This window comes from Cupriavidus sp. DL-D2 (genome assembly GCF_039710735.1).
GTDB lineage: Bacteria > Pseudomonadota > Gammaproteobacteria > Burkholderiales > Burkholderiaceae > Cupriavidus.
This window is the reverse complement of sequence record NZ_JBDKXK010000055.1, coordinates 20,324-41,311: the sequence shown is the minus strand read 5'-3', so window position 1 is coordinate 41,311 and position 20,988 is coordinate 20,324. Positions and strand designations below refer to the sequence as shown.

The 20,988-nt window shown below is 63.7% G+C and carries 22 protein-coding genes; 6 read left to right on the top strand and 16 right to left on the bottom strand.

The features are described from left to right. Positions 1–53 precede the first annotated feature (53 nt). The 3 genes from ABDB81_RS23240 (at position 54) to ABDB81_RS23230 (ending at position 1,592) form a co-directional block, all read left to right on the top strand. Entirely contained in the window at positions 54–458 is a 405-nt protein-coding gene (locus ABDB81_RS23240) for a hydroxyquinol 1,2-dioxygenase (RefSeq protein ID WP_346813716.1), read from the top strand. Between the two features lie 54 nt (positions 459–512). Continuing rightward, positions 513–932 (top strand): organic hydroperoxide resistance protein, encoded by a 420-nt coding sequence (locus ABDB81_RS23235; protein WP_137928293.1) that lies wholly within the window; start codon positions 513–515, stop codon positions 930–932. A 69-nt stretch (positions 933–1,001) separates the two neighbouring features. Further along, positions 1,002–1,592 (top strand): thioredoxin family protein, encoded by a 591-nt coding sequence (locus ABDB81_RS23230; protein ID WP_137928294.1) that lies wholly within the window; start codon positions 1,002–1,004, stop codon positions 1,590–1,592. Positions 1,593–1,610: 18 nt separating this feature from the next. Here the strand turns inward: ABDB81_RS23230 and ABDB81_RS23225 are convergent, their stop codons facing one another. The 3 genes from ABDB81_RS23225 to ABDB81_RS23215 form a co-directional block, all read right to left on the bottom strand. Beyond that, positions 1,611–1,949, bottom strand: a complete 339-nt coding sequence (locus tag ABDB81_RS23225) for a cupin domain-containing protein (protein WP_137928295.1) — start codon at positions 1,947–1,949, stop codon at positions 1,611–1,613. A 193-nt stretch (positions 1,950–2,142) separates the two neighbouring features. Continuing rightward, a complete protein-coding gene (locus ABDB81_RS23220; RefSeq protein ID WP_160474423.1) occupies positions 2,143–2,472 on the bottom strand; it encodes a hypothetical protein in 330 nt (109 codons plus the stop codon). Between the two features lie 190 nt (positions 2,473–2,662). Next, entirely contained in the window at positions 2,663–3,538 is an 876-nt protein-coding gene (locus tag ABDB81_RS23215) for a methyltransferase domain-containing protein (RefSeq protein ID WP_346813715.1), read from the bottom strand. Between the two features lie 81 nt (positions 3,539–3,619). Here ABDB81_RS23215 and ABDB81_RS23210 point away from each other — a divergent pair, with 81 nt between their 5' ends. Continuing rightward, positions 3,620–4,054: a helix-turn-helix domain-containing protein gene (locus ABDB81_RS23210; RefSeq protein ID WP_137928298.1), complete on the top strand. Its 435-nt coding sequence runs from the start codon at positions 3,620–3,622 to the stop codon at positions 4,052–4,054. Between the two features lie 18 nt (positions 4,055–4,072). Here ABDB81_RS23210 and ABDB81_RS23205 read toward each other — a convergent pair whose 3' ends face one another. The 3 genes from ABDB81_RS23205 to ABDB81_RS23195 form a co-directional block, all read right to left on the bottom strand. Further along, entirely contained in the window at positions 4,073–4,573 is a 501-nt protein-coding gene (locus tag ABDB81_RS23205; RefSeq protein WP_137928299.1) for a DUF3016 domain-containing protein, read from the bottom strand. Positions 4,574–4,662: 89 nt separating this feature from the next. Further along, entirely contained in the window at positions 4,663–6,210 is a 1,548-nt protein-coding gene (locus tag ABDB81_RS23200) for a M20/M25/M40 family metallo-hydrolase (protein WP_346813714.1), read from the bottom strand. Positions 6,211–6,247: 37 nt separating this feature from the next. Further along, a complete protein-coding gene (locus ABDB81_RS23195) occupies positions 6,248–7,204 on the bottom strand; it encodes a tripartite tricarboxylate transporter substrate binding protein (RefSeq protein ID WP_346813713.1) in 957 nt (318 codons plus the stop codon). Between the two features lie 197 nt (positions 7,205–7,401). Between ABDB81_RS23195 and ABDB81_RS23190 the strand changes: the two genes are divergently transcribed. Next, complete coding sequence (locus ABDB81_RS23190; RefSeq protein ID WP_346813712.1) at positions 7,402–7,878, top strand: nucleoside deaminase; 477 nt, start codon at positions 7,402–7,404, stop codon at positions 7,876–7,878. Here the strand turns inward: ABDB81_RS23190 and ABDB81_RS23185 are convergent. The 5 genes from ABDB81_RS23185 to ABDB81_RS23165 form a co-directional block, all read right to left on the bottom strand. After that, entirely contained in the window at positions 7,865–8,827 is a 963-nt protein-coding gene (locus tag ABDB81_RS23185; protein ID WP_346813719.1) for a tripartite tricarboxylate transporter substrate binding protein, read from the bottom strand. The two genes, ABDB81_RS23190 and ABDB81_RS23185, sit on opposite strands and share 14 nt — an antisense overlap. Positions 8,828–9,096: 269 nt before the next feature. Further along, positions 9,097–9,879, bottom strand: coding sequence for a LuxR C-terminal-related transcriptional regulator (locus ABDB81_RS23180; protein WP_237380668.1), 783 nt, complete (start codon positions 9,877–9,879; stop codon positions 9,097–9,099). A 239-nt stretch (positions 9,880–10,118) separates the two neighbouring features. Beyond that, the gene (locus ABDB81_RS23175; RefSeq protein WP_160474428.1) at positions 10,119–11,192 is read right to left on the bottom strand and encodes an NAD(P)-dependent alcohol dehydrogenase; all 1,074 of its coding nucleotides are present in this window, start codon (positions 11,190–11,192) and stop codon (positions 10,119–10,121) included. A gap of 150 nt (positions 11,193–11,342) precedes the next feature. Beyond that, the gene (locus tag ABDB81_RS23170) at positions 11,343–12,722 is read right to left on the bottom strand and encodes an amidohydrolase family protein (RefSeq protein ID WP_346813711.1); all 1,380 of its coding nucleotides are present in this window, start codon (positions 12,720–12,722) and stop codon (positions 11,343–11,345) included. A 3-nt stretch (positions 12,723–12,725) separates the two neighbouring features. Next, positions 12,726–14,078, bottom strand: a complete 1,353-nt coding sequence (locus ABDB81_RS23165) for a nucleobase:cation symporter-2 family protein (protein ID WP_160474430.1) — start codon at positions 14,076–14,078, stop codon at positions 12,726–12,728. 135 nt (positions 14,079–14,213) lie between these two features. On the opposite strand from ABDB81_RS23165, the gene ABDB81_RS23160 reads away from it, so the two are divergent. Then, positions 14,214–15,239 (top strand): AraC family transcriptional regulator, encoded by a 1,026-nt coding sequence (locus ABDB81_RS23160; protein WP_346813710.1) that lies wholly within the window; start codon positions 14,214–14,216, stop codon positions 15,237–15,239. 281 nt (positions 15,240–15,520) lie between these two features. On the opposite strand, the gene ABDB81_RS23155 is transcribed toward ABDB81_RS23160, so the two are convergent. Genes ABDB81_RS23155 through ABDB81_RS23135 form a run of 5 tightly spaced genes read right to left on the bottom strand, consistent with a single transcriptional unit; the run spans position 15,521 to position 20,862 of the window. After that, complete coding sequence (locus ABDB81_RS23155; protein WP_160474431.1) at positions 15,521–16,603, bottom strand: GTP-binding protein; 1,083 nt, start codon at positions 16,601–16,603, stop codon at positions 15,521–15,523. After that, the gene (locus tag ABDB81_RS23150; protein WP_160474432.1) at positions 16,600–17,226 is read right to left on the bottom strand and encodes a UbiX family flavin prenyltransferase; all 627 of its coding nucleotides are present in this window, start codon (positions 17,224–17,226) and stop codon (positions 16,600–16,602) included. The genes ABDB81_RS23155 and ABDB81_RS23150 overlap by 4 nt, the downstream gene beginning before the upstream one ends. Next, entirely contained in the window at positions 17,223–19,508 is a 2,286-nt protein-coding gene (locus tag ABDB81_RS23145) for a molybdopterin cofactor-binding domain-containing protein (RefSeq protein WP_346813709.1), read from the bottom strand. Before ABDB81_RS23145 ends, ABDB81_RS23150 begins: the two co-directional genes overlap by 4 nt. After that, positions 19,505–20,002 carry a (2Fe-2S)-binding protein gene (locus ABDB81_RS23140; protein WP_346813708.1) on the bottom strand — a complete coding sequence of 166 codons (498 nt, stop codon included), beginning with the start codon at positions 20,000–20,002 and terminating at the stop codon, positions 19,505–19,507. Before ABDB81_RS23140 ends, ABDB81_RS23145 begins: the two co-directional genes overlap by 4 nt. Continuing rightward, positions 20,002–20,862, bottom strand: coding sequence for a xanthine dehydrogenase family protein subunit M (locus ABDB81_RS23135; protein ID WP_346813707.1), 861 nt, complete (start codon positions 20,860–20,862; stop codon positions 20,002–20,004). Before ABDB81_RS23135 ends, ABDB81_RS23140 begins: the two co-directional genes overlap by 1 nt. Between the last annotated feature and the right edge of the window lie 126 nt (positions 20,863–20,988).

Here is a 20,988-nt window from a genome sequence, read left to right as displayed (position 1 = left end):
CCGGCACCTGCCGATGCAAGTTTTCATCGAAATCGACTTTAAGGAATCTGATCATGTCCAAGACCCTCACCGCCCGCCTCGTCCTCGCCGTTGCCCTTGCTGCCGCCGCCGCTGGCGCACAGGCATCCGTCTCGAGCCCCCGCGACCCGTACACCGACGGTGCACGTACCGTCCAACAGGATCGTGACGTCTACAGCGAAGGTGCCCGTTCGGTTCAGGAGCCGCGCAGCCCGTACACCGACGGTGCCCGCACCGTGGCAGCCATCAACACGCCGGCCGACCCGTTCACCCAGGGTGCCCGCTCGGTGCAGGAACCGCGCAGCCCGTACTACGACGGCGCCCGCAACGTTGACCCGTACTACGACGGTGCCCGCACCGTAGCCGGTCTCGACCGCGTCGGTGTCTCGGCCGATCCGGCGCGCAGCGTCGATCCGTACACCGATGGCGCGCTCGCCTGAGCCTTGCCGAATTCACCGAACTTCCAGCACAACCACCAAAAAGGAGAAACCACCATGATCCGCATCGAAAAAGTCCTCTACACCGGCCGTGTCCACACCACCTCGGGTGGCCGTGATGGCAAGGCGTTCAGCGATGACGGCAAGCTCGATATCGCGCTGTCGTCGCCGGGCAGCCGGGGCATGGGCACGAACCCCGAGCAACTGCTGGCTGCCGGCTGGTCGGCCTGCTTCATCGGGGCGCTGAACAAGGCTGCGGTCAAGCATGAAGTGAAGCTGCCGGCGGACCTGTCCGTCGACGCCGAGATCGACCTCGGCATGACGGCCGACGCCTACCTGCTACAGGCCCGCCTGCGCGTGAACCTGCCGGGCGTGGCGTCCGACGTGGCGCAGAAGCTGGTGGAAACGGCACACGGCACCTGCCCGTACTCCAAGGCGCTCACCGGCAACATCCATATCGAATTCGAGATCGCCTGATCTCACGATTCGCCCGCTGGCAGGCCAATGCATGGCATGCCGGCGGGCATCTTCACGAAAGGCCCCATCATGCGCCGTACCCTTGTTCCCGCCCTGTTTGCAGCCGTCTGCATTGCCATCCTCTACAACTTCGCTGCAGGTGCCTTTGCATCGAGCCCGCGCACCGGCGATCAGGGTCCGGCCCCTGCATTCACGAACATCACGCATTGGCTCAACTCGCCGCCGCTGACGATGGAAGGACTCAAGGGCAAGGTGGTGCTTGTGGATTTCTGGACATACGCCTGCGGCAACTGCGTGAACACGCTGCCGCATGTGAAGCAGTGGTATGACAAATACAAGGACCAGGGGCTGGTGGTCGTGGGTGTCCACACGCCGGAATTCCCGTTCGAGAAATCGACGGCCAATGTGGAGCAGGCGCTGAAGGAGTACGGCATCAAGTACCCCGTGGCGCAAGACAATGACTACGGCACGTGGGCGGCGTATCACAACCAGTACTGGCCTGCGCTCTACCTCGTGGACGCGAATGGCCGCATCGTCTACCAGCACTATGGCGAAGGACGCTACGACGAGACCGAGGCAGCCATCAAGAAGCTGCTGGCCGAGCGCAAGGTCAGCCAGGCCAGCCGCGTCATGGCTGCGGCGCCTACCCCCGTACAGTAAGCCGGAGACAGCGGCGGTCTAGCCGCCGTTGCCCAGCAGCACGATGGTCAGCAGCACCGTTGCATCGGTAATCGCCTTGAGGTCGTGCCTGACGTTGCCGGCGAGATAGATCAGATCGCCCTGATGCAGCCGCTGCGAATTGCCATCGAGTTCGACTTCCACCTCGCCCTCGATGCACTGGATGGTGAGCGGGCCGGCCACGGCATGCGGCGGCAACTGTTTGCCCGCGAGCATCACGAGCCGGCACACTTCCATGTGCGGTGCCTTGAACAACGCGGTGGTGGGGGTGTTCTTGAGATTCGCGCCCAGCGGCAATACGCTGGCGGTCTGGCCGGAAGCAAGGTGGGGAATCGACATGGCTCTTCGCTCGCTGGTGGAGGATTGGCTGATAAAACAGCTGCGCCTTCGCTGCGCGGTTGTGTTCAGTCTAAAAGCAAACCACCCTCCCCATGCAAGCGCTGTGTGGCAAAACCCGCGTAAACACCGATCCGCTCGCATGACACATCGCAGACCAGGCTTTTCCAGGCCCGGCCCGCGATGTGTTCACCGCTCAGGCCAGCGCGCCGTCCGTGTAGACATCGAACTGACGCGATGGCTCCGAAGAAACGCCCCGGCGATCGAGACCCGACAGCGAACGGTCCGAGTCGCGGTCGCGCGTGGTGGCTGGTGTCACGTCGCGTGCGCCTTCGCTGAACGTATCGAAGCGGCCGCTGCGCGCGCCGTCGCTGTAGACGTCGCGGGTTTCCGCGCGGAAGCTGTAGCCGTACTTGTCGCCGGCGTGCGTGCTGTCGCGCGGTCCCGATGCCTGGGCGGCGCCTGCGATCAGTGCGGTGGCGAGGGTGATGGTGGTGAGAACAAACGTGGTGAATCTGCGTTGCATGACAGGACTCCGATGGACAGTAGCAAGGAAAAACACAGAACGCGTAGGGGGCGTTCCCTTGCCATATCGCAGAAGTCGTACCAGTTGGCGTGCGGGCCACAAAGTGATGCCGATGGCGCGTCCCGGCCAGTGTCGGGACTGAAAACGGCTGGACGTGTTGGCCTGTCGCCGACATGCGATCAACACGGTGTCATCGCGGTGCCGACACCGGGATCGATCGGTGTCCAGCGCGCGCATCGATTTGCCAGCACGCTGCCGTAAAGCGCACGTCGTTCCCATCGACGAAGGGTTCGAACGCCGCGCGAACGGTCTCGATCACCCGCGTCCGCGTAGCGGCATCGACGGATAGCAGGCGCTGCCCGACACTCCCCAGCCAGCCGATGTAGTCGATCAGTTGCCCTTCCGTCAGCGTGCACGCGACATCGATCGGCGCGATGTCGATGTCCTGCCAGCCCGCTTCGGCAAGGATCGTGGCCACGCGCTGCGCGTTGGCGAAACCGAACTGCCCGGGCGCATCGGGTGCCCGGGGCGGCACGGGCGGCAGTAGTGGCTCTGCGGTGCGCTCGGCGATGGTCATGAATGGATTCTCGGCGGGGCTGCGCCACGCAACGGCGCGCAGCACGCCATCCGTGCGCACGGCGCGCCGCAGGTTGGCGAATGCCGCAACGGGATCGTCGAAGAACATCACGCCGAAGCGCGACACGATCACGTCGAAGCCTGCCGCATCGAAGGGGTATGTCTGCGCATCCGCCCGCAAGAATCGGGCGTGGATGCCTTCGCGCTCCGCGCGGGTGCGCGCCAGATCGAGCATCGGCGTGGAAAGGTCGGCCCCTGTGCAATGCCCGGCGCCGCCCATCTTGCGCGCCGCAGCAAGGGTCACGGCACCCGTGCCGCAGCCGATATCGAGCACCCGCTGCGCGGTGCCGGCGGCTACCGGCGCAAGCAGGACAGGCTCGAATCCCGCGAACATGCGGTCCAGCGTCGCCTGGTTCCTGACCCAGGCGTGGCCGCCGGTACCGTTCCAGAGCGTGTCCTGATCGATGTTCGCGCGAGGCTGATTGTCCATGATGTGCGTTCCTTGTGAACTGGTGGAAAGCTACACTGTGCGCGTTCAAGTCAGCTTGAGGTCAAGGGGGGACAGCGGCACATGCAGCTCGATATCGGCGAGGTAGCGCGGCAATCCGGCGTGCCGGCCTCCACATTACGCTTCTATGAGGAAAAGGGACTGATCGCGCCCTCGGGACGCAGGGGGTTGCGCCGGCAATTCCATGCCGACGTGCTCGAACGGCTGGCGCTGATCGCGCTTGGGCAAGCCTGCGGCTTCTCGCTCGACGAGATCGCCGGCATGCTGGCCAGCCACGGACAGGTGGAGATAGACCGGACGCTGCTTGCCGGCAAGGCCGACGAACTCGACCGTACGATCCGCAGGCTTGTGGTGCTACGCGACGGATTGCGGCACGCAGCGGCATGTCCTGCGCCGAGTCATATGGAATGTCCGACATTCCGCCGCATCGTGCATGCCGCAGCGTCCGGCGCCATCGTGGAACGGCGTGGAACGCGGAAACTGACGGCCAGCGGTTGATCCACCGCGGCTTCGTCGCTACTCCTGTATGCGTCGCGCGATGGATCGTTCGAACCAGTCGTCGAGCATCGCTTTTTCGTAGCGCAGCGGATCACTGTAGCCGTAGGTATTGATGCCCCAGTGGAAGTTCATGTTGTTGATGCGCTCCTGCTGGTCGACGATGGTCTGGTCGCCATGTCTGAGCGCATAGTGCAGCGTCATGCGCGGCCACGTGGCATCGCGGATCACGCGCACCTGGCTGGCGGTGCGCCACTCGATATAGCCCGCGAGATCGATATCGAGCACATCGATCGACAGCGAGTAGCCGGACGGCAAGCCGCGATCTGCCAGCTTCTGCAGGTGCTGGCGAATTGCGTCGAGCACTTGCGGGTCGCTGCCGTAGCCATAGCGCCGCGAGGCGTCCTGATAGGTGTCGGGTTTGACGAAGGTGACGGACAACACGTCACGAGAGGGCTCGGCCGCCAGGGCCGGGCCCATCGTGGCCAGCAAGGCCACGACACACATGGATAAGCGATACATGGCACTACGTCCTTCACGGGACGCACGGCTCCCAGCGGAAGCCGTGCGCTGCTATCAGCTTAGACCATGCGAGGCGGGTGCAGCAGGCTTCAGAACGACGCCGTCATCAGGCCGTAGAGTGTACGCACGCCGTTGACGTAGTTGCCCATCCGGAGATTCTCGTTCGCCGCATGCTGGTTGTTATCGGCATTGACCAGCGGAATGATCACGAACGGCACGTTGAGCACATCCACGATTTCAGCGGTCGGCACGGTACCACCCATCATGCGGATGCGGACAGGCTCGGGGTTGGTGCCGAACGTGCCGGTGATGCTCTGGTACGCCCATTTCGCGACACCGGAATCCATCGGCGAGCCGGCAGCGTTCGCACCTTCGCTCTGATACGAGAAGCTGGCGAGCTTGTCATAGCGCGCACGGTCCTCGTCGGTCGGCGTGCCTTTGACGAGGTGATAGCCCTGCTTGACGATGTACTGTTCGATCAGCTTGCCGAGGTATGCCGCGTCGGAGTCCGGCGTGGTACGCAGGTCCAGTTCCGCCTCGGCCTTGTCCGGCACGATATTGGCAACCTTGTCACCCACGGCGGCAGATGCCATGCCTCGCACGTTCAGCGACGGGTACTGCAGCGCCTCCTGGTAATTGGCGCCGACCTTCTCGGCCTTCGCAATACCGATACGCGTTTTCAGCGCTTTCTCGTCATCGGGCACCGCCGCCATGACCTTGCGCTCCGCAGGGCCGAGGCGGACCTTGGCGTAGTAGCCGGGGATGGTCACGCGACCGCTCTCATCCTTCATCGAACCGAGCAGGCTCGCCAGCCGGAAAGCAGGGTTCGGCGCGTAGTTGCCATAGTGGCCGCTGTGCAAGGGCGCCTTCGGACCATACACGGTGATCTTTGCCTTGGCCGCACCACGGTTGCCGAAGATCAGCGTGGGACGATTGGTGGCGTGCATCGGGCCATCGTGGATGATCATGCCGTCGCAGGCCAGCAGGTCGCGATGGGCCTGCATTACCTTGCCGATAGAGGGCGAGCCCTTCTCCTCTTCGCTATCGAGGATGACCTTGATGTTCACGCCGGGCTGCGCACCCGCCGCCTTCATTGCATCGATGGCCGCCAGCAGCATCATGATCGGCCCCTTGTCATCGGACGAGGAACGACCGAACACGCGCCACTCAGGGTCCAGCGCACCCGTGAGCAGGTTGTTCATGTCGATCTCTTCCCAATCGCCGTTGGCGCCTTTCTTTTTCAGCACCGGTGTCCAGGGACTCTTCTGGGCCCACTGCGAAGGGATGACCGGCTGGCCGTCCAGATGCATGTAGAACAGCACGGTCTTGCGCGATGCCTGCTTGCCCGGATACTCGGCAAACAACATCGGCTTGCCATCGTTATCCAACGCCTGCGTGGTGAAGCCGCGCTTCTTGAACGCCTGATCGAGCCACGCCACGTTGCGCTGGATATCCGCAGGCACCACCGAGTCATTCGGAATGCCCAGCAGATCCAGATACTCGCGATAGCTCGCCTGCGATTGCTGCTGCGCGGCTTCGGGGGCCAGGGTGGCGGCGTGGGCGGCGATGCTGGTGAGGCTCAGTGCGACGGTAGCGGTTGCGCACAACGTCAGGCAGGTGGCGAGGGGCTGCTTCATTCTTGTCCTCTTCGTTTTGGTCTTGTTGCGTTGGAATTCAATCGGCGGTGGCACCGGAACGCTTCACCACCGTGGCCCATTTGCGGATTTCCACATCGACAAATTTTCCGGTCTCAGCCGGAGTCATCGGCATGGGTTCGGAGCCACGATCGGTGATGAACTTCGCAAGCTCGGGCGACTGGAGCGCCTTCACGGTTTCCCTGTTAAGAAGCGCGATCGTGTTCGCTGGCGTATCCGCCGGCGCCATCAGGATGGCCCATCCCAATGCCTCGAAGCCCGGCACGCCTTCTTCACGTACCGTCGGCACGCTCTGCAGTTGTGGCACACGCTTGGCTGTGGTCACGGCAAGCGGTATCGCCTTGTTCGACTGGATCAGCGGCATGGCGGCGGTAACGGAATCGACCATGAGCGGAATCTGGTTGCCGAGAAAATCGGCTTGCGCGGGGCCGCTACCCTTGTAGGGGATGTGGACCATGAAGATGCCCGCCTGCGCCTTGAGCATCTCGGCAGAGAGGTGCTGCGTGCCGCCAATGCCGGCGCTCGCATAACTGATCTTGCCCGGTGCCGCCTTGGCCTTGGCAATCAGCTCGTGCAGCGACTTGTAGCCGGACTGCGGCGTGGCCAGGAATACCAGCGGCACCGAGAACACACCGGAGACCGGCGCGAAATCGTGCAGCGGGTCGTAGTTGATCTTCTTGTAGAGCGTCTGGTTGATCGCCATCGCACTGCCGGCCATGACCAGCGTGTAGCCATCGGCCGGTGCCTTCGCCGCGATTTCCATGCCGATGTTGCTGCCCGCACCGGCACGGTTCTCGACGACGATGGATTGCCCAAGTTGCTTGCCGAGCTTCTCGGCCAGCGCGCGGGCAAAGATGTCAGTGGCCTGTCCGGGCGGGAAGGGAACAATCAGCTTGATGGGACGGTCGGGGTAGGCGGCTTGCACGGTGCCGGCAGCAGCCAGCAGCAATGCAACGAGAGTCTTGCGCAGGGGCATCAACAATGTCTCCAATCTGATTGCGGCACCTGTCTGGTCGAGGTGCTTGAGGTGATTCTACGTGCGTAGGGCGTGAACGGAAATGGGCTTGGATGACCTTCAGAGAATCCGTGCGATCCCACGGATTTTGCATCCAACGGACAAATAAAGAGGAAAATCCGTGCGATCCCACGGATTTTCACTTTGGAGAACTCACCATGACGCAAGCCGAACACTTTCTGCGGCAGGCCATCGCGCTTGCACAGGCCAACATGGAACAGGGCGGACGACCGTTCGGTGCCGTGATCGTGCGCGATGGCAAGGTGGTGGCTACCGGGGTCAACGAGATCCTGGCGACCAACGATCCGACTTCGCACGCCGAACTCAATGCCATCCGGGCCGCCAGTCAGTCGCTGGGCAGTGCCAGCCTTGCAGGATGCGCAGTGTACGCCAGTGGCAACCCTTGCCCGATGTGCATGGCGGCGATGCGCATGGCAGGAGTGGTCGAAGTGGCGTACGCCTATTCGAATGACGATGGCGAGCCGTATGGTCTGTCCACGGCGGCCATCTATGCGGACCTTGCGAAACCGTTCGCGGAACAGTCGATGCGGATTGCGTATGTGCCGGTCAGGCTGGCGGGCCAGCCTGACCTGTATGCCGCATGGCAGCGCAAGCAAGAAATCAATCGAGCGTGATCTTGCCCGCCTTGACGATCTGCGCGTAGCGCGTGGTATCGCGCTCGATCAGCTTGCGGAACTCGTCGGGCGTGCTGCCCACGGGAATGAAGCCAAGTTCGGTCAGCTTCTTTGCCACGTCGGCACTGCGTGTGGCGGCGGCGATTTCCTTGGCCATGCGATCGACGATGGGCTGAGGGGTGCCGGCGGGTGCCATCAGGCCGGTCCACGAACTCATGACGAAGCCTGGAAAGCCGGCTTCTTCCATCGTCGGGATGTTGGGCTCACCTGGCCACCGCTTGGCCGAGGCCACGGCCAGTGCGTTGATCTTGCCGGACTTCACGTGCGGCATCGGCACGAGCAGCGGATCGAACGCGACGGATACCTCGCCGGACACCAGCGCGGGCAGGATCGGTGCGCTGCCGTTGTACGGCACATGCGTCATCTTGACCTTCGACTCCATCGACAGGCGCTCGCCGGTCAGGTGGGCCGAACTGCCTACGCCGCTGGAGCCAAACGTCAGGGTGTCGGGATGCTTCCTGCCATAGTCCACCAGTTCACCCACGGTCTTCACGGGCAGCTTCTTGCTGGCGAAGAGGAACAGCGGCAGCTCGGCCATTTCGGCAACAGGCGCGAGATCCGACGGCTTGTAGCTCAGCTTGGAATAGAGCGACATGTTGGCGCTATACGCCGCCAGCACCGATACGAAGGTGTAGCCATCGGGCGCCGAGCGCGCAGCCACGCCAACGCCCAGCGTGCTGTTGGCACCCGGTTTGTTCTCGATGATGATGGGCTGGCCCAGGCTTTGCGATACGCGCTCGAACACCACGCGCGACACGGTATCGGTGGAACCACCCGGCGTGTACGGCACGATGACCTTGATCGGCTTGGTGGGCCACGCTTCGGCGGCCACTGCCTGCGGGCCGAACACGGCCACTGCTGCGAAAACGGAAGCGATGGCCACGGCCATCCCGCGCGCGCGACGCACGGTACTACGCTTGCTACTGCTCACTGCATCTCCTTCCACTGATCATTCTTCAGCCCGCTTGTTGTTGGGGCTCCTGGGCCGATGGCATCGGCCTAAGCGATTATCGGTGAGGAGATTTGCCGCCGTAGTCGGGGTCAGCCCCCGGTCAGTCGATGCAATGTGCGATAGCCGCACCGTCTGGCGCGGAACGGCAGCACGATGACAGTGCGGTACTGCAGGGCAGGACAATGGCGCCGCTAACGCATCAATCGCTATGCCGCCACGCCCTCGATATCGCTGCCTGACGACGCACCCGATACCGCAACAAGCCGCGCGCCTTTCTCGCGCGCTACAAACACGGCTTCGGTCTTGTTGCTCGCTGCAAGCCTGCGATAGATCTGCAGCGTGTGGCTTTTCACGGTAGGCACCGAGATATGCAGCCGCCGGCTGATGAGCTTGATCGACAGCCCCTTCGACAACAGCACCAGCACATCGTATTGCCGCTGGGTCAGATTGAGCAGGCGCGCCTCGGTAACACATTCGGATACGCCAACCAGCATGGACCGGTCGATCGGCGTGGCAAACGGGGTGGCAAACAGGCTGGGATCGATGACGATAGGTTCGGCAGCCGCGGAGCCGCCCGCGTGATCATCGGAAAAGCTGGCGGCATGCCCGGCCCGTCCATTCGCTGCTCCATCGATCAGCAACACCGCACCGGATGCGGAGATGTCGTGACAGTTTGCCGATCCCGCCGCGCGCAGCGATGCGATCAGCGTGCGCACCGTGTGTTCGATGGCCTCTGGCGAGGCATGCTCGGGCAGCCACGAGAGCAGCGGGGGCACCTCGCGCGGCGGCATCCATTGCACTTCGCCCGCTGGCCCCATGTAGAGTACGCATCGCACGGCGGATGCCGAGCTGAGTAGCTCGAGCATGGCGGGGCTGTAACCCTGTGGCAGTTCCCCGACGATCAGCAGTTCGATGGACCGCAGTGAACTCGCACCGCCCAATTGCGGCGAGACCACGCTCGATGCTTCGATATCGACGATCCTGTGCAAGACCCGTTGAATTCCGATCCCGACCAGTGGCCGGGCCTCCAAGACGGCAGCCCTCATGGCAGCGCTCCCCAGTTTCTACTTCTTATGTTGTTGTTTCATGTGTCCGTCATCAGACAAGGGGCAAGAAGCGTTCCATGGGTGCGTGGGCCGCAAAGGCTGATGGGACCGTGCTTTTTGGCAGGTAGACGCGTTACGCGTTACGTAACGGCCAACCGGCGCCGGCACGGTCCGATTCATGGTCAGGGGGTAATCGCCACCTTCAGCACGCCATCGCGTTGATGGGAGAACAGGTCGTAGGCCGTCTCGATCTCGGCCAGCCGGAATCGATGGGTCACCATCGGGGAGAGATCGATCCGTTCGGTTTCGATGACGTTCATGAGACGCCGCATGCGCTCCTTGCCGCCGGGACACAGCGAGGTCACGATGCGGTGATCGCCCAGCCCGGCGGAGAAGGCATCGAGCGGAATGCGCAGGTCGCTGGAATACACGCCGAGGCTCGACAGCGTACCGCCGGGCTTGAGCACGCGCAGTGCGGACTCGAAAGTGGATTGCGTACCCAGTGCCTCGATCGATGCGTCCACACCACGTCCACCGGTGAGCCGCAGGATTTCCTGGACGACATCGACCTCGCGATAATTCAGCGTCACATCGGCACCCATCTGGCGGGCGATGGTCAGACGGTCACCGATGCCATCGACGGCGATGATCATCGATGCACCGCGTAGCCGCGCGCCAGCCGTGGCGCACAGGCCGATCGGTCCCTGCGCGAAAACGGCCACGATATCGCCAATCTTGATGTTGGCGTGTTCTGCGCCGGAGAAGCCCGTGGACATGATGTCGGGACACATCAGCACTTGTTCGTCGCTGAGGCCGTCTGGAATGGGCGCGAGGTTGGCCTGCGCATCGGGCACCAGTACGTACTCCGCCTGCGTGCCGTCGATGGTGTTGCCAAAGCGCCAGCCGCCCATCGGCTTGTAGCCGTGCGCATGGCCCTGGCCGTCCTGCGACGAACAGCCGTCCTGGCAAGCGTAGGAATAGAAGCTCGGACAGATGGCACCGGCAATCACGCGCTGCCCTTCGCGATATCCCTGCACACCGCTGCCGAGTTTTTCAATGATGCCAACGGGTTCGTGGCCGATGGTCAGGCCCGGTTGCACCGGATACTCGCCCTTGAGAATGTGGACGTCGGTGCCGCAAATCGTGGTAGTGGTGATGCGGATCAGCGCATCGGTGGGACCCACCGCGGGAATGGGCTTCTCGCGTAACGCGATCTTGCCGGGTTCCACAAAAACGGCCGCTTGCATGACTGCCATGGCGCCTCCTTCAGACTTCAGACGGATGAAGAAACAGGCCCCGACGCGCAGTGAAGCGTCGGGGACTCAGCCAGTCTAGGTCAGCGGTCCATGAGCGTTTTGATGGCTGTCAACGTCAGAAGACACACCATCAGAATCCGTCCCACAACGCTACGGCAGCAGGGCCGTCAGCGCATGTGCTGCATCGCGGCGCAGGCGTTCGATGTCGAGGCCGACCACTGCGCCGTCCTGCACGACGTGGCGCCCGCGCACGAAGACGTCGCGCACCGGCGTGGGCTCGCCTGCCGCCACGGGCGCCGTGGCGAGATCGTGGAAGCCGGCAAAGCGCAAGCCGCTCACATCGTAGATCGCGAGATCCGCCGATTGTCCGACTGCCAGCGTGCCGACGCCGGGCAGCCCCAACACCTGCGCGCCGCCCGCCGTGCCCCAGTGAATGACCTCTTCGACGCGCGTCTGTTTCGCACCGCCCAACGCACGATGCACGAGCCACGCGAAGTTGGCTTCATGCACCATGCTGCCCGATTCGTTCGAGGCCACGCCATCGACGCCGATGGACATCGGCACGCCGGCTTCCACCATGGCACGCACCGGTGCGATACCGCTACCGAGCCGCGCGTTGCTGACCGGGCAGTGCGCCATGCCCGTGCCGGTCTGGCCGAGCATGCGGATCTCGGCGGGCGTCACCGCAACAAGGTGCGCGAACCAGACATCGGGACCGAGCCAGTCATGATCGGCCACGAACTGTACGGGCGTGCAGCGGAAATTTTCCGCGCAGAACTTCACGTAGTTGTCCGTCTCGGACAGATGCGAATGCAGGCGCAACTGCATGCCGCGCGCGAACGATGCCACCTCGCGCAGCAACGAGGGCGGCAGCGAGAACGTGGGCGTGGTCGGCGCCACTACCACGCGGCGCAGCGCATCGGCGCTGGCATCGTGATAGCGCGACTTGAGCCGCTCGATATCGCCGAGCATCTCATCGAGCGTTTCCGGCACCAGCGCCGTGGCACGCATGCCCGGATGACTGGACTTCGATTGCACATTGCCACCGCGGCACAGCACCATGCGCATGCCAAGTTCGTCGGCCACATCGAACAGCACATCGCCGGTCTCGGCACCGTGACCGTGGTGATACAGGTAATGATGATCCGCGCATGTCGTCGTGCCCGACAGCAGCAGCTCCGCCATGCCGAGCCGCACCGCCGTGCGGAAAATCTCTGGCGTAAAGCGGTCGAGGCGCGGATACGGCACGCTCGCGAGCCACTCCTGCAGATCGGCATTCATGCCAGCGGGCACGGCCTTGAGCAGGTTCTGGAACAGGTGATGATGCGTGTTGACCCAGCCAGGGTAGACCACGCAGCCATCGGCATGGATCACGGTCTCGTCGCCTTGCGGTGCGAGATGGGCGGCGAGTTCGGCAATGCGTCCGTCACGAATGCGGATATCGACGGCACCGGCGCGTGCGGCATCGCCGGCACGACCCGTCATCACAGCGGCGGCACCGCGAATCAGCAGGTTGGATGATGTCGTCATGGATCAGATCTCCCGCACGGGTTCGGCCGACACGGCGTGATGGTCTTCTTCTTCGCGTTTGGGAATACCGTTGAGGACCAGGTTCAGGACGACGGAGACCACACAGGCGATGATCACGCTGCTATGCACAAACGGTTGCAGCGCGGCCGGCAGCTTCGCCAGCAGGTTCGGCATGATGACGGGCATCAGCGCACAGGCCAGCGTCAGCGCTACCACGCTCATATTGGCGGGCTTGTTCTCGTAGTCCACCTGACCGAGCGTGCGGATGCCGGCTGCCACGACCACGCCGAACATCACCAGCGTGGCGCCGCCCAATGCTGCGGCAGGAATCGACGAGAACAGCGCGCCGATCTTCGGCACCAAGGCCACGGCGCACAGCATGAGCCCGCATGTGGCAACTACCCAGCGGCTGCGCACGCCGGTCACGATCACCAGTCCCACGTTCTCCATGAACGCGATGAACGGAAACGCCGCGAACATGCCGCCGATGGCGCTGGCCAGTCCGTTGGCACGCAGGCCGTTGGTGGCTTCCGCTTCGCTGACCGGGCGCTTGACGATATCGCCGATGGCGACGAACAGGCCCATCGATTCCACCATCTGCACGACCATCACGATCACCATGGTGGCGATGGCGCCCGCATTGAACGTGGGCAGGCCAAACGCGAAAGGCGTGACCATGGTGAACCAAGGTGCGCGCGCCACTTCGTCGAAATTGCCCATGCCGAGCATCCACGCCGCAGCCCCGCCAATTGCGAGCCCCACCAGCACGGCCAGGCTGCGCAGCAGGTGTCCGCCATGGCTGTTGAAGAAGAGGATCAGCGCCACGGTGCCGAGCGTCACGATCAGGAACAGCGGCGAACCAAAGTCTTTCACGCCGTGTCCGCCGCCGGCCCACTGGTAGGCCACGGGAAACAGCGATAGTCCCACCGAAGTGATGATGCAGCCGCTGACCACGGGCGGAAAGAATCGCTTGAGTCGTCCGATGACCGGCGCCAGCAGCATCGTCACGATCCCGGCACCGATCACGGCACCGCAGACACCGGTGAAACCGAGCGACGGATCGCTGCCGATGGCGATGACCGGCCCGACCGATCCAAACGCTACGCCCTGCATCAGCGGCAGGCGCACGCCGAACTTCCAGAAGCCAACGGTCTGCAGCAGCGTGGCAATGCCGGAGGTGAACAGTGCGGTACTGATCAGCAATGTGGTCTCGGCAGGCGTCATCTTGAGCGCGCCGGCCACGATCATCGGCACGGCAATCGCACCAAGGTAGCTGACGAGCATGTGCTGGAAGCCGAGCGAGACCATGGCCCGTGCGGGCAGGATCTGGTCGACGGGGTGGACGGGGGTGGTCATGGCGGCTCTCCTGCCAGTTGTCGTGGGGTGTGCAGACAAAGTAGCGGGGCCGGCGTGGCGCGTGTAGCAACATTGCGCAAGCGGGCGCATGGAAGCGAAGGCGCGCGGGTTTTCCACAGCTTGCACGGAAACTGCATGGCTCCCAGGATGAACCCGTTCCCGCCCCAAGCTCAAGCGCGCTGCACCATGACGCCTCATGCTGCACCAGGATTGAACACCGCCCGCCACGCCCGCGCGCTCGACCACGTGCAGGCGCTGTCCGCGCGCGTGTTCGGCCCCACACGGCTGCGCACCGAAAACGACTTCCCCGATGTGCGGCTGCAGGTCTGTCGCATCGGCCCGCTTACGCTCGCCACCACGCGCTACGACCACGCCATGGAAGTGGAGCCGCAGCCGGGCAAGGACGAGTATGTGATCCAGACCGTGCTCTCGGGCCGCTGCCGCGTGGAGATGGATGGCGCGATGGTGGAGATGACACCGGGCGACACGTGGGTGTTCTCGCCATCGCTGGCCGTGCGGCTGCATCTGGATGCGGACTGCGAACGCTTCAGCGTGGTAGTGCGACGGCAGACGCTGGAGGAAGCCTTCCGTGCGAGCTTTCACTTCGATGCCCCGGCACCGCTGGTCTTTCCTTTGCAACCGGTGTCGGACACGCAGTTGTCCGCCCGCTGGCACGCGATGATGACGTGGCTGCGCGCCGAGGCCGCGATGCGCGTGGATCGTCCAGGCCCGCCAGCCGCCGATGCGGCCATCGGACAGATTGTGCTGTCCAGTTTGTTGATCGACCATTTCGGCAAGGACGGCAGCCTGTTGCCACGCGGATACCTGCCGACCCTGCCGGGCTATGTGCGCTGCGCGATCCGCTATCTGCGAGAAAACCTCGACAAGCCCGTGACGCTACAGGCTCTGGCAGAACACTGCGGCGTTTGCGAACGCACGTTGCAGCTTGGCTTCCGCAAGAGCAAGGACGTCACGCCGATGGAATACCTGCGCCTGCTGCGTCTGCAGGGCGCCCGCACGGCGCTGCAACGCGCCATGCCGACACCAGGCGTGGTGGCGACGATTGCCGCGCGGCATGGATTCACACATTTGAGTCTGTTTTCGCGGGAGTATCGGAAGGCGTTCGGGGAATTGCCTTCGGCGACGCTGCGGGGGCGTTGAGCGTTTGACTTTCCCTCGTGGTTTTCTCCCCTCTCCCGCTTGCGGGAGAGGGGCGGGAGAGGGGCGGGGGAGGGGCGGGGGAGAGGGCCAGCGACGCAAATTGCGACGTGGTTGGCAAGCAGAGCCTCCGGCCCTCTCCCCCAGCCCCTCTCCCATTGCATGGGAGAGGGGAGCAAACCAACAGCGGTCGATATGCCCCGCCAAACAAAAAAAGCGCAGCCACCATGAACGTGGCTGCGCCAAGCACCCATCGGTATCGCGATGGGGTCCCAGAGCCTGCGTTACGCCGCTACCTGCGCCGGTTGGCAGACGCGCAGCAGCGTTTGCAGCCGGGCGCGATCCAGGTTGCGGCCGATGAAGACGAACTTGCTTTCGCGTGGCTGATTGCCCCACGCATCCGCCGGGTGAAAATCCATCAGCCGGTGCACGGCCTGCAGCACGTGGCGCTGTTCATCGTCCTGCACGGCGACGATGCCCTTCATGCGGAACACATCGTCACCTTGTGCAGCCAGCAGCGCGCGCAACGCGTGTTCCAGCCGCTGGCGGTCAAACGGCACATCGAAGACCAGCGACACCGATGACACCGACGGATCATGCCGGTGCGCATGCTCGTCATCGTCATGCGCGTGATCGCACAGTTCATCGCAGACGTGATCGGCATCGTGGTCATGGCCGTGATGATGGTCATGCGTGTCATCAGGCAGTTGTGCCAGGCCCGGCGTGAAGCCGCCGATACCAAGAATGCGCGACAGATCCACCTGCGCATAGTTGGAGCGCACGATCTGCGCGCCTTCGTTCAGATGATGCAACCGTGTGGTCAGCGCATCGAGCCGTGCATCGGACACCAGATCGCACTTGTTCAGGATGATGCGGTCCGCCGCCACGATCTGGTCTACCGCCTGGTTGTCGAAACCAGACAGCTTGGGATCGTCGAGATGGTCTTCGATATGCACCGCATCCACCAGCGTCAGGATGCCGTCGAGCGTGACCTGCTTTGCCACGTCGTTATCCATGAAGAACGTGGCGGCAACCGGTGTCGGGTCGGCCAGTCCGCTGGTTTCCACCAGGATATGGTCGAAGCGCTCGGGCCGTTCCAGCAGCGTCTGCAGGATGCGCACGAGGTCCGTGCGCACATCCACCACGCAGCAGATACACCCATTGGTCATCTGGTAGATCTCTTCGTCGGATGTCATGACGAGATCCGAATCGACATCGACTTCACCGAATTCGTTCTCGATCACGGCGATGCGGTGCCCATGCTTCTCCGTGAGGATGTGGTTCAGCAGCGTGGTCTTGCCGGCGCCGAGGAAGCCGGTCAGGATCGTGACGGGAACAGGCGGCAGGGCTTTATGGTGGTGGGTCATGTCGTCTCCGGGATAAGTTCTTCGTTGGTATGGGGTGCGAGCGCGGCACGCATGCCGGCCCATCGTGAAACAAGGCCCGCGTGATCGATGCCGAACAGGTCGAGCACACGGCCCACGGTGTGGTTGACGATGTCGTCAACGTGCTGGGGATGCGTATAGAACGCGGGCACCGGTGGCATGACGATGGCGCCCATCTCGGTCACGGTGGTCATGTTGCGCAGATGTACGAGGTGCAACGGTGTCTCGCGCGCCAGCAGCACGAGCTTGCGGCGCTCCTTGAGCATGACGTCGGCGGTGCGTGCGATCAGGTTGTCTGCGAGACCCGTCGCCACGGCGGCGAGCGTGCGCATCGAACACGGCGCAATCACCATGCCGTCGCAGCGAAACGATCCGCTGGCCACGCTGGCGCCGATATCGCGCACGTTGTGGACGACACCGGCGATTCGTTCGACATCCGCGCGTTGCATCCCGAGTTCGTGATGCAAGGTCAGTAGTCCTGACGATGAACAGATCAGGTGCGTCTCGCAGTCATCGTTCATCGCCAGCGCCTGCAACAATCGCACGCCATACACCGCGCCGCTCGCGCCGGTGATTGCGACGACGACCCGGCGCGCGGTGCTCATGCTGCAACCTCCGCCGCACGTTTCGCAGCCAGCGCCTGCAATACCTGCTCGGGCTTGATCGGGTAGTGGCGGAAGCGCACGCCAATCGCATCGAACACGGCATTGGCGATGGCCGGTCCAATGGCGACAATCGGATCTTCGCCCACGCCCTTCGCGCCGAACGGGCCGCCCGGATCGGGCGCGGCTTCGAGCAGGACAGTGCGAATCTCGGGCATGTCCATCGCCAGCGGCATCTTGTAGTCGACAAAGTTGGCGTTGAGCGAGCGGCCCGTCTGCATGTCGATCTGATAGTCCTCGTACAGCGTATGGCCAATGCCCTGTTGAATGCCGCCTTCGATCTGTCCTGCTGCGGCTACCGGATGGATGACCTTGCCAATGTCGTGCACGGGCACCACCTGCTTCACGGTGATGAAGCCCGTCTCGGTATCGACTTCGACCTCGGCGAAATGCGCCGCGAACGAATATGACTTGGTTGGGTGATACGTGGCGGTGCCGACAAACTGCGCAGCAGGCAGTCCCTTGCGTGGCATCACGGCCTCGCGCACGGTCAGCGTCGGGCCATCACGGCCCACCACCGACATCACGCCGTTGTCGATGACAAGCTGCGATGGCTCCGCTTCCATCTGCTTTGCTGCACGCGCCAGCAACTGCGTCTTGATTTCCGTGGCAGCCATCTGCGCCGCGCGGCCCACCATATAGGTGGTGTGGCTCGCGAATGCGCCGATGTCCCAGGGCACCACGTCGGTATCGCCGTGCACCACGCTGACGGTATCAAAAGGAATCGCCAGTTCCTCTGCCACGATCTGTGCGAGCGCGGTATGCGCGCCCGTGCCAAGCCCGGCAGCACCGGTCAGCAGCACCACGGTGCCATCCTCGTTCATCTTGACGATGGCGTTGCCCTGCTCCTTGATGCCGGGATACGCGCTGCTGCCGTGCATCTCGCAGCCGATCCCCCATCCGCGCCGGATCACGCCTTGTTGCTGAAGTGTGCGCGCGCGAGCCGCCTTCCAGTCGACCACCTCCATCCCTTTCTCGATGCACGCTTCGAGACCGTGTCCGATCAACGGATGATTCGACGGTGCGATATCGCCTTCCCGCACGGCATTCTTGAGCTTGAGTTCGGCGGGATCGATGCCGAGACGTTCGGCGGCCTCGTCCATCTGGATGTCGAGCGCGTAGTAGGTCTGCACCACGCCATAGCCGCGAAAGGCGCCGGCAATCGGGCTGTTGGTATAGACGCAGCGTCCTTCCAGCCGGACGTTCTCGCACCGATAGAGCGACACCATCGCCGCCGTGCCTACGTTCGTCACGCCGGGGCCATGCGAACCGTAGGCGCCGGAATTGAACACCACCTTGGCTTCGCGCGCGGTGATCGTGCCATCGTTGCGAAAGCCCTGGCGCAGCCAGATCTTTGCGGGATGACGCGTGCGTCCGCCCGTGAAGGTTTCTTCACGCGTGTATTCCATGCGCACGGGGCGGTGCGTCTCGCGCGCCAGCAGCGCGCAGAGGAACTCGCTCTGAAACAGATCCTGCTTCGCGCCGAAGCCGCCGCCCATGTGATCGACCAGTACGCGCACCTTGTGCAGCGGCAGGCCCAGCACTTCGGCCATGATGCCGCGCACCATGAAGGCGGTTTGCGTGGAAATCCACACGGTCAGGTTGCCATTGCCATCCCAGCGACACGTCAGCACGTTGGGTTCCATATACGCAGGCGTGGGCCGGCCCCCTTCGTATTCGCCTTCGAGGATGAAGTCGGCTTCAGCAAAACCGCGCTCCACGTCGCCACGTTCGATGCGTACCGGCGGCAGCACGAGGTTGCCACCGGGTTCGCGGTCGTGGATCAACGTCGCACCGGGCGCGGCAGCGTCTTCCACCGTGAATGCTGCGGGCAGCGGTTCGTACTCGACTTCGATCAGTTCCACGGCACGCGCCGCAATCTCTTCGCTGATGGCCGCAACGGCCGCCACGCCTTCACCCCAGTAACGCACCTTGTCGTCGAGGATGTACTGATCGCATGTCACCGATGCCGAGCGCGGGTGTGGCGAGCCGGCATGCAGCACGCGCGGCACGTTCTCGTGCGTGAGGACGGCCTTGACGCCGGGCAGCGCCAATGCAGCCGAGGTGTCGATGCGAACGATGCGTGCGTGCGCTACGTTGCTACGCTTCATCTTCGCGTGCAGCAGGCCAGCCATCGGCATATCGGCCACGTACTTCGCGTTGCCGGTGACCTTGTCGAGCAGGTCCGTGCGTTTGACGCTATGTCCGATCACGGCATGAGTCATCGCGTCACCTCCGTCATGGGCAAACCTGCCATGTCTGCGGCGGCGCGCTCGATGGCTTCGATGATCTTGGTGTAACCGGTGCAGCGGCAGATGTTGCCGGCGATGGCAAAGCGAATTTCGTCGCGCGTCGGTTGCGGGTTGGCGTCGAGCAACGCCTTGGCCGCCACGACGAAGCCGGGTGTGCAGAATCCGCACTGTGCAGCGCCGCAGCGCATGAACTGCTCCTGCACGGGATGCACGGCGTCGGGACTTGCCTGAACCCCTTCGATCGTGGTCAGGCTGCAACCGTGGGCTTCCGGCGCGAGCATCAGGCAACTGTTCATCGGCGTGCCGTTGACGAGGATCGTGCAGGAGCCGCATTCGCCCACATCGCAACCCTTCTTGGTGCCAGTGAGTCCGGCATCGTTGCGCAATGCATCGAGCAACGTGCTGTGGGTTTCCACGGCCAGCTCCATCGGCTCGCCGTTGATTTCGAGTGCAATCAGTTTGCGCATCAGAGCATCTCCAGGGCCTGGGCGATGGCGCGGCGCGTCAGCACGCCCACCATCTCGCGGCGGTATTCGGCGCTTGCGCGCACATCGGTAATGGGGCGGGCATCTTCCATGGCCGTGTGCGCGGCCTGAAGTACCAGCGCATCGCTCAGGGAATGGCCGCGCAGCACGGCCTCGGCTTTCGCTGCGCGCAGGGGCTTCGGTCCCACGGCGGCGAGCACGATGCCCACATCGGTGCAGTGTCCGCGCTCGATCGTGATCGACACCGCCACGCCTACGGTTGCGAGTTCCATCTGCACGCGGCGCCCGTGCTTGAGATACGCCTTGCCGGTGTTCGGCGCCGGTGTGGGGATCGTGATGCGCGATACCAGTTCATCCACGCCGAGTGCGGTCTTGCCCGGCCCGGTAACGAACGCCTCGACGGACATCGACCGCGACCCATGGAGGCCGTAGAGATGCACCTCGGCGCGGTCGGCAATCAGCGGCGCGAGTGAATCTGCCGAAGGCGAAGCGCGACACACGTTGCCGACGACGGTGGCGCGATTGCGCACCTGGATCGATGCGAAGTCCGTCACGGCGCGCGCCAGGCCCGCATAGTGGCGGCGCACGGCGTAGCTGGTTTCCACTTCGCGCGTGGTCACCAGTGCGCCAATGCGCAATCCTTCGGCGGGATCGAAGGACAGCACATCCATGCCCGGAATCTTCTTGATGTTGATGACGTGTGCGGGCTGGCGATGCGACTCCTTGATCTGCACGAGCAGGTCGGTGCCGCCGGCCAGTACGCTGGCGCGGCGACCGCAGCGCTGCAGCAGCGCAGAGGCTTCGGCCAGCGTAGCGGGTTCGAGGTATTCAAACGCTCTCATCTTCACTCCTGTGGAATGCCGTTGGCCCGTGCGCGAGTGGCGATGCCAGGAACGCTTGGCCGTCCCTGGATGATGGTTGGTGCGATGTCATCGGTAAATGCCCGGAATCGGATTTATTGATCGTGT

What these genes read in the sequence shown, in the direction of transcription:
- ABDB81_RS23190 (WP_346813712.1), top strand. Translation starts at nt 7,402, where the DNA reads ATGACGCAAGCCGAACACTTTCTGCGGCAGGCCATCGCGCTTGCACAG.
- ABDB81_RS23145 (WP_346813709.1), bottom strand. Translation starts at nt 19,508, where the DNA reads ATGACTCATGCCGTGATCGGACATAGCGTCAAACGCACGGACCTGCTC.
- ABDB81_RS23175 (WP_160474428.1), bottom strand. Translation starts at nt 11,192, where the DNA reads ATGGCAGTCATGCAAGCGGCCGTTTTTGTGGAACCCGGCAAGATCGCG.
- ABDB81_RS23235 (WP_137928293.1), top strand. Translation starts at nt 513, where the DNA reads ATGATCCGCATCGAAAAAGTCCTCTACACCGGCCGTGTCCACACCACC.
- ABDB81_RS23240 (WP_346813716.1), top strand. Translation starts at nt 54, where the DNA reads ATGTCCAAGACCCTCACCGCCCGCCTCGTCCTCGCCGTTGCCCTTGCT.
- ABDB81_RS23165 (WP_160474430.1), bottom strand. Translation starts at nt 14,078, where the DNA reads ATGACCACCCCCGTCCACCCCGTCGACCAGATCCTGCCCGCACGGGCC.
- ABDB81_RS23210 (WP_137928298.1), top strand. Translation starts at nt 3,620, where the DNA reads ATGCAGCTCGATATCGGCGAGGTAGCGCGGCAATCCGGCGTGCCGGCC.
- ABDB81_RS23185 (WP_346813719.1), bottom strand. Translation starts at nt 8,827, where the DNA reads ATGGCCGTGGCCATCGCTTCCGTTTTCGCAGCAGTGGCCGTGTTCGGC.
- ABDB81_RS23225 (WP_137928295.1), bottom strand. Translation starts at nt 1,949, where the DNA reads ATGTCGATTCCCCACCTTGCTTCCGGCCAGACCGCCAGCGTATTGCCG.
- ABDB81_RS23195 (WP_346813713.1), bottom strand. Translation starts at nt 7,204, where the DNA reads ATGCCCCTGCGCAAGACTCTCGTTGCATTGCTGCTGGCTGCTGCCGGC.
- ABDB81_RS23135 (WP_346813707.1), bottom strand. Translation starts at nt 20,862, where the DNA reads ATGAGAGCGTTTGAATACCTCGAACCCGCTACGCTGGCCGAAGCCTCT.
- ABDB81_RS23220 (WP_160474423.1), bottom strand. Translation starts at nt 2,472, where the DNA reads ATGCAACGCAGATTCACCACGTTTGTTCTCACCACCATCACCCTCGCC.
- ABDB81_RS23205 (WP_137928299.1), bottom strand. Translation starts at nt 4,573, where the DNA reads ATGTATCGCTTATCCATGTGTGTCGTGGCCTTGCTGGCCACGATGGGC.
- ABDB81_RS23230 (WP_137928294.1), top strand. Translation starts at nt 1,002, where the DNA reads ATGCGCCGTACCCTTGTTCCCGCCCTGTTTGCAGCCGTCTGCATTGCC.
- ABDB81_RS23170 (WP_346813711.1), bottom strand. Translation starts at nt 12,722, where the DNA reads ATGACGACATCATCCAACCTGCTGATTCGCGGTGCCGCCGCTGTGATG.
- ABDB81_RS23160 (WP_346813710.1), top strand. Translation starts at nt 14,214, where the DNA reads ATGGCTCCCAGGATGAACCCGTTCCCGCCCCAAGCTCAAGCGCGCTGC.
- ABDB81_RS23150 (WP_160474432.1), bottom strand. Translation starts at nt 17,226, where the DNA reads ATGAGCACCGCGCGCCGGGTCGTCGTCGCAATCACCGGCGCGAGCGGC.
- ABDB81_RS23215 (WP_346813715.1), bottom strand. Translation starts at nt 3,538, where the DNA reads ATGGACAATCAGCCTCGCGCGAACATCGATCAGGACACGCTCTGGAAC.
- ABDB81_RS23155 (WP_160474431.1), bottom strand. Translation starts at nt 16,603, where the DNA reads ATGACCCACCACCATAAAGCCCTGCCGCCTGTTCCCGTCACGATCCTG.
- ABDB81_RS23140 (WP_346813708.1), bottom strand. Translation starts at nt 20,002, where the DNA reads ATGCGCAAACTGATTGCACTCGAAATCAACGGCGAGCCGATGGAGCTG.
- ABDB81_RS23200 (WP_346813714.1), bottom strand. Translation starts at nt 6,210, where the DNA reads ATGAAGCAGCCCCTCGCCACCTGCCTGACGTTGTGCGCAACCGCTACC.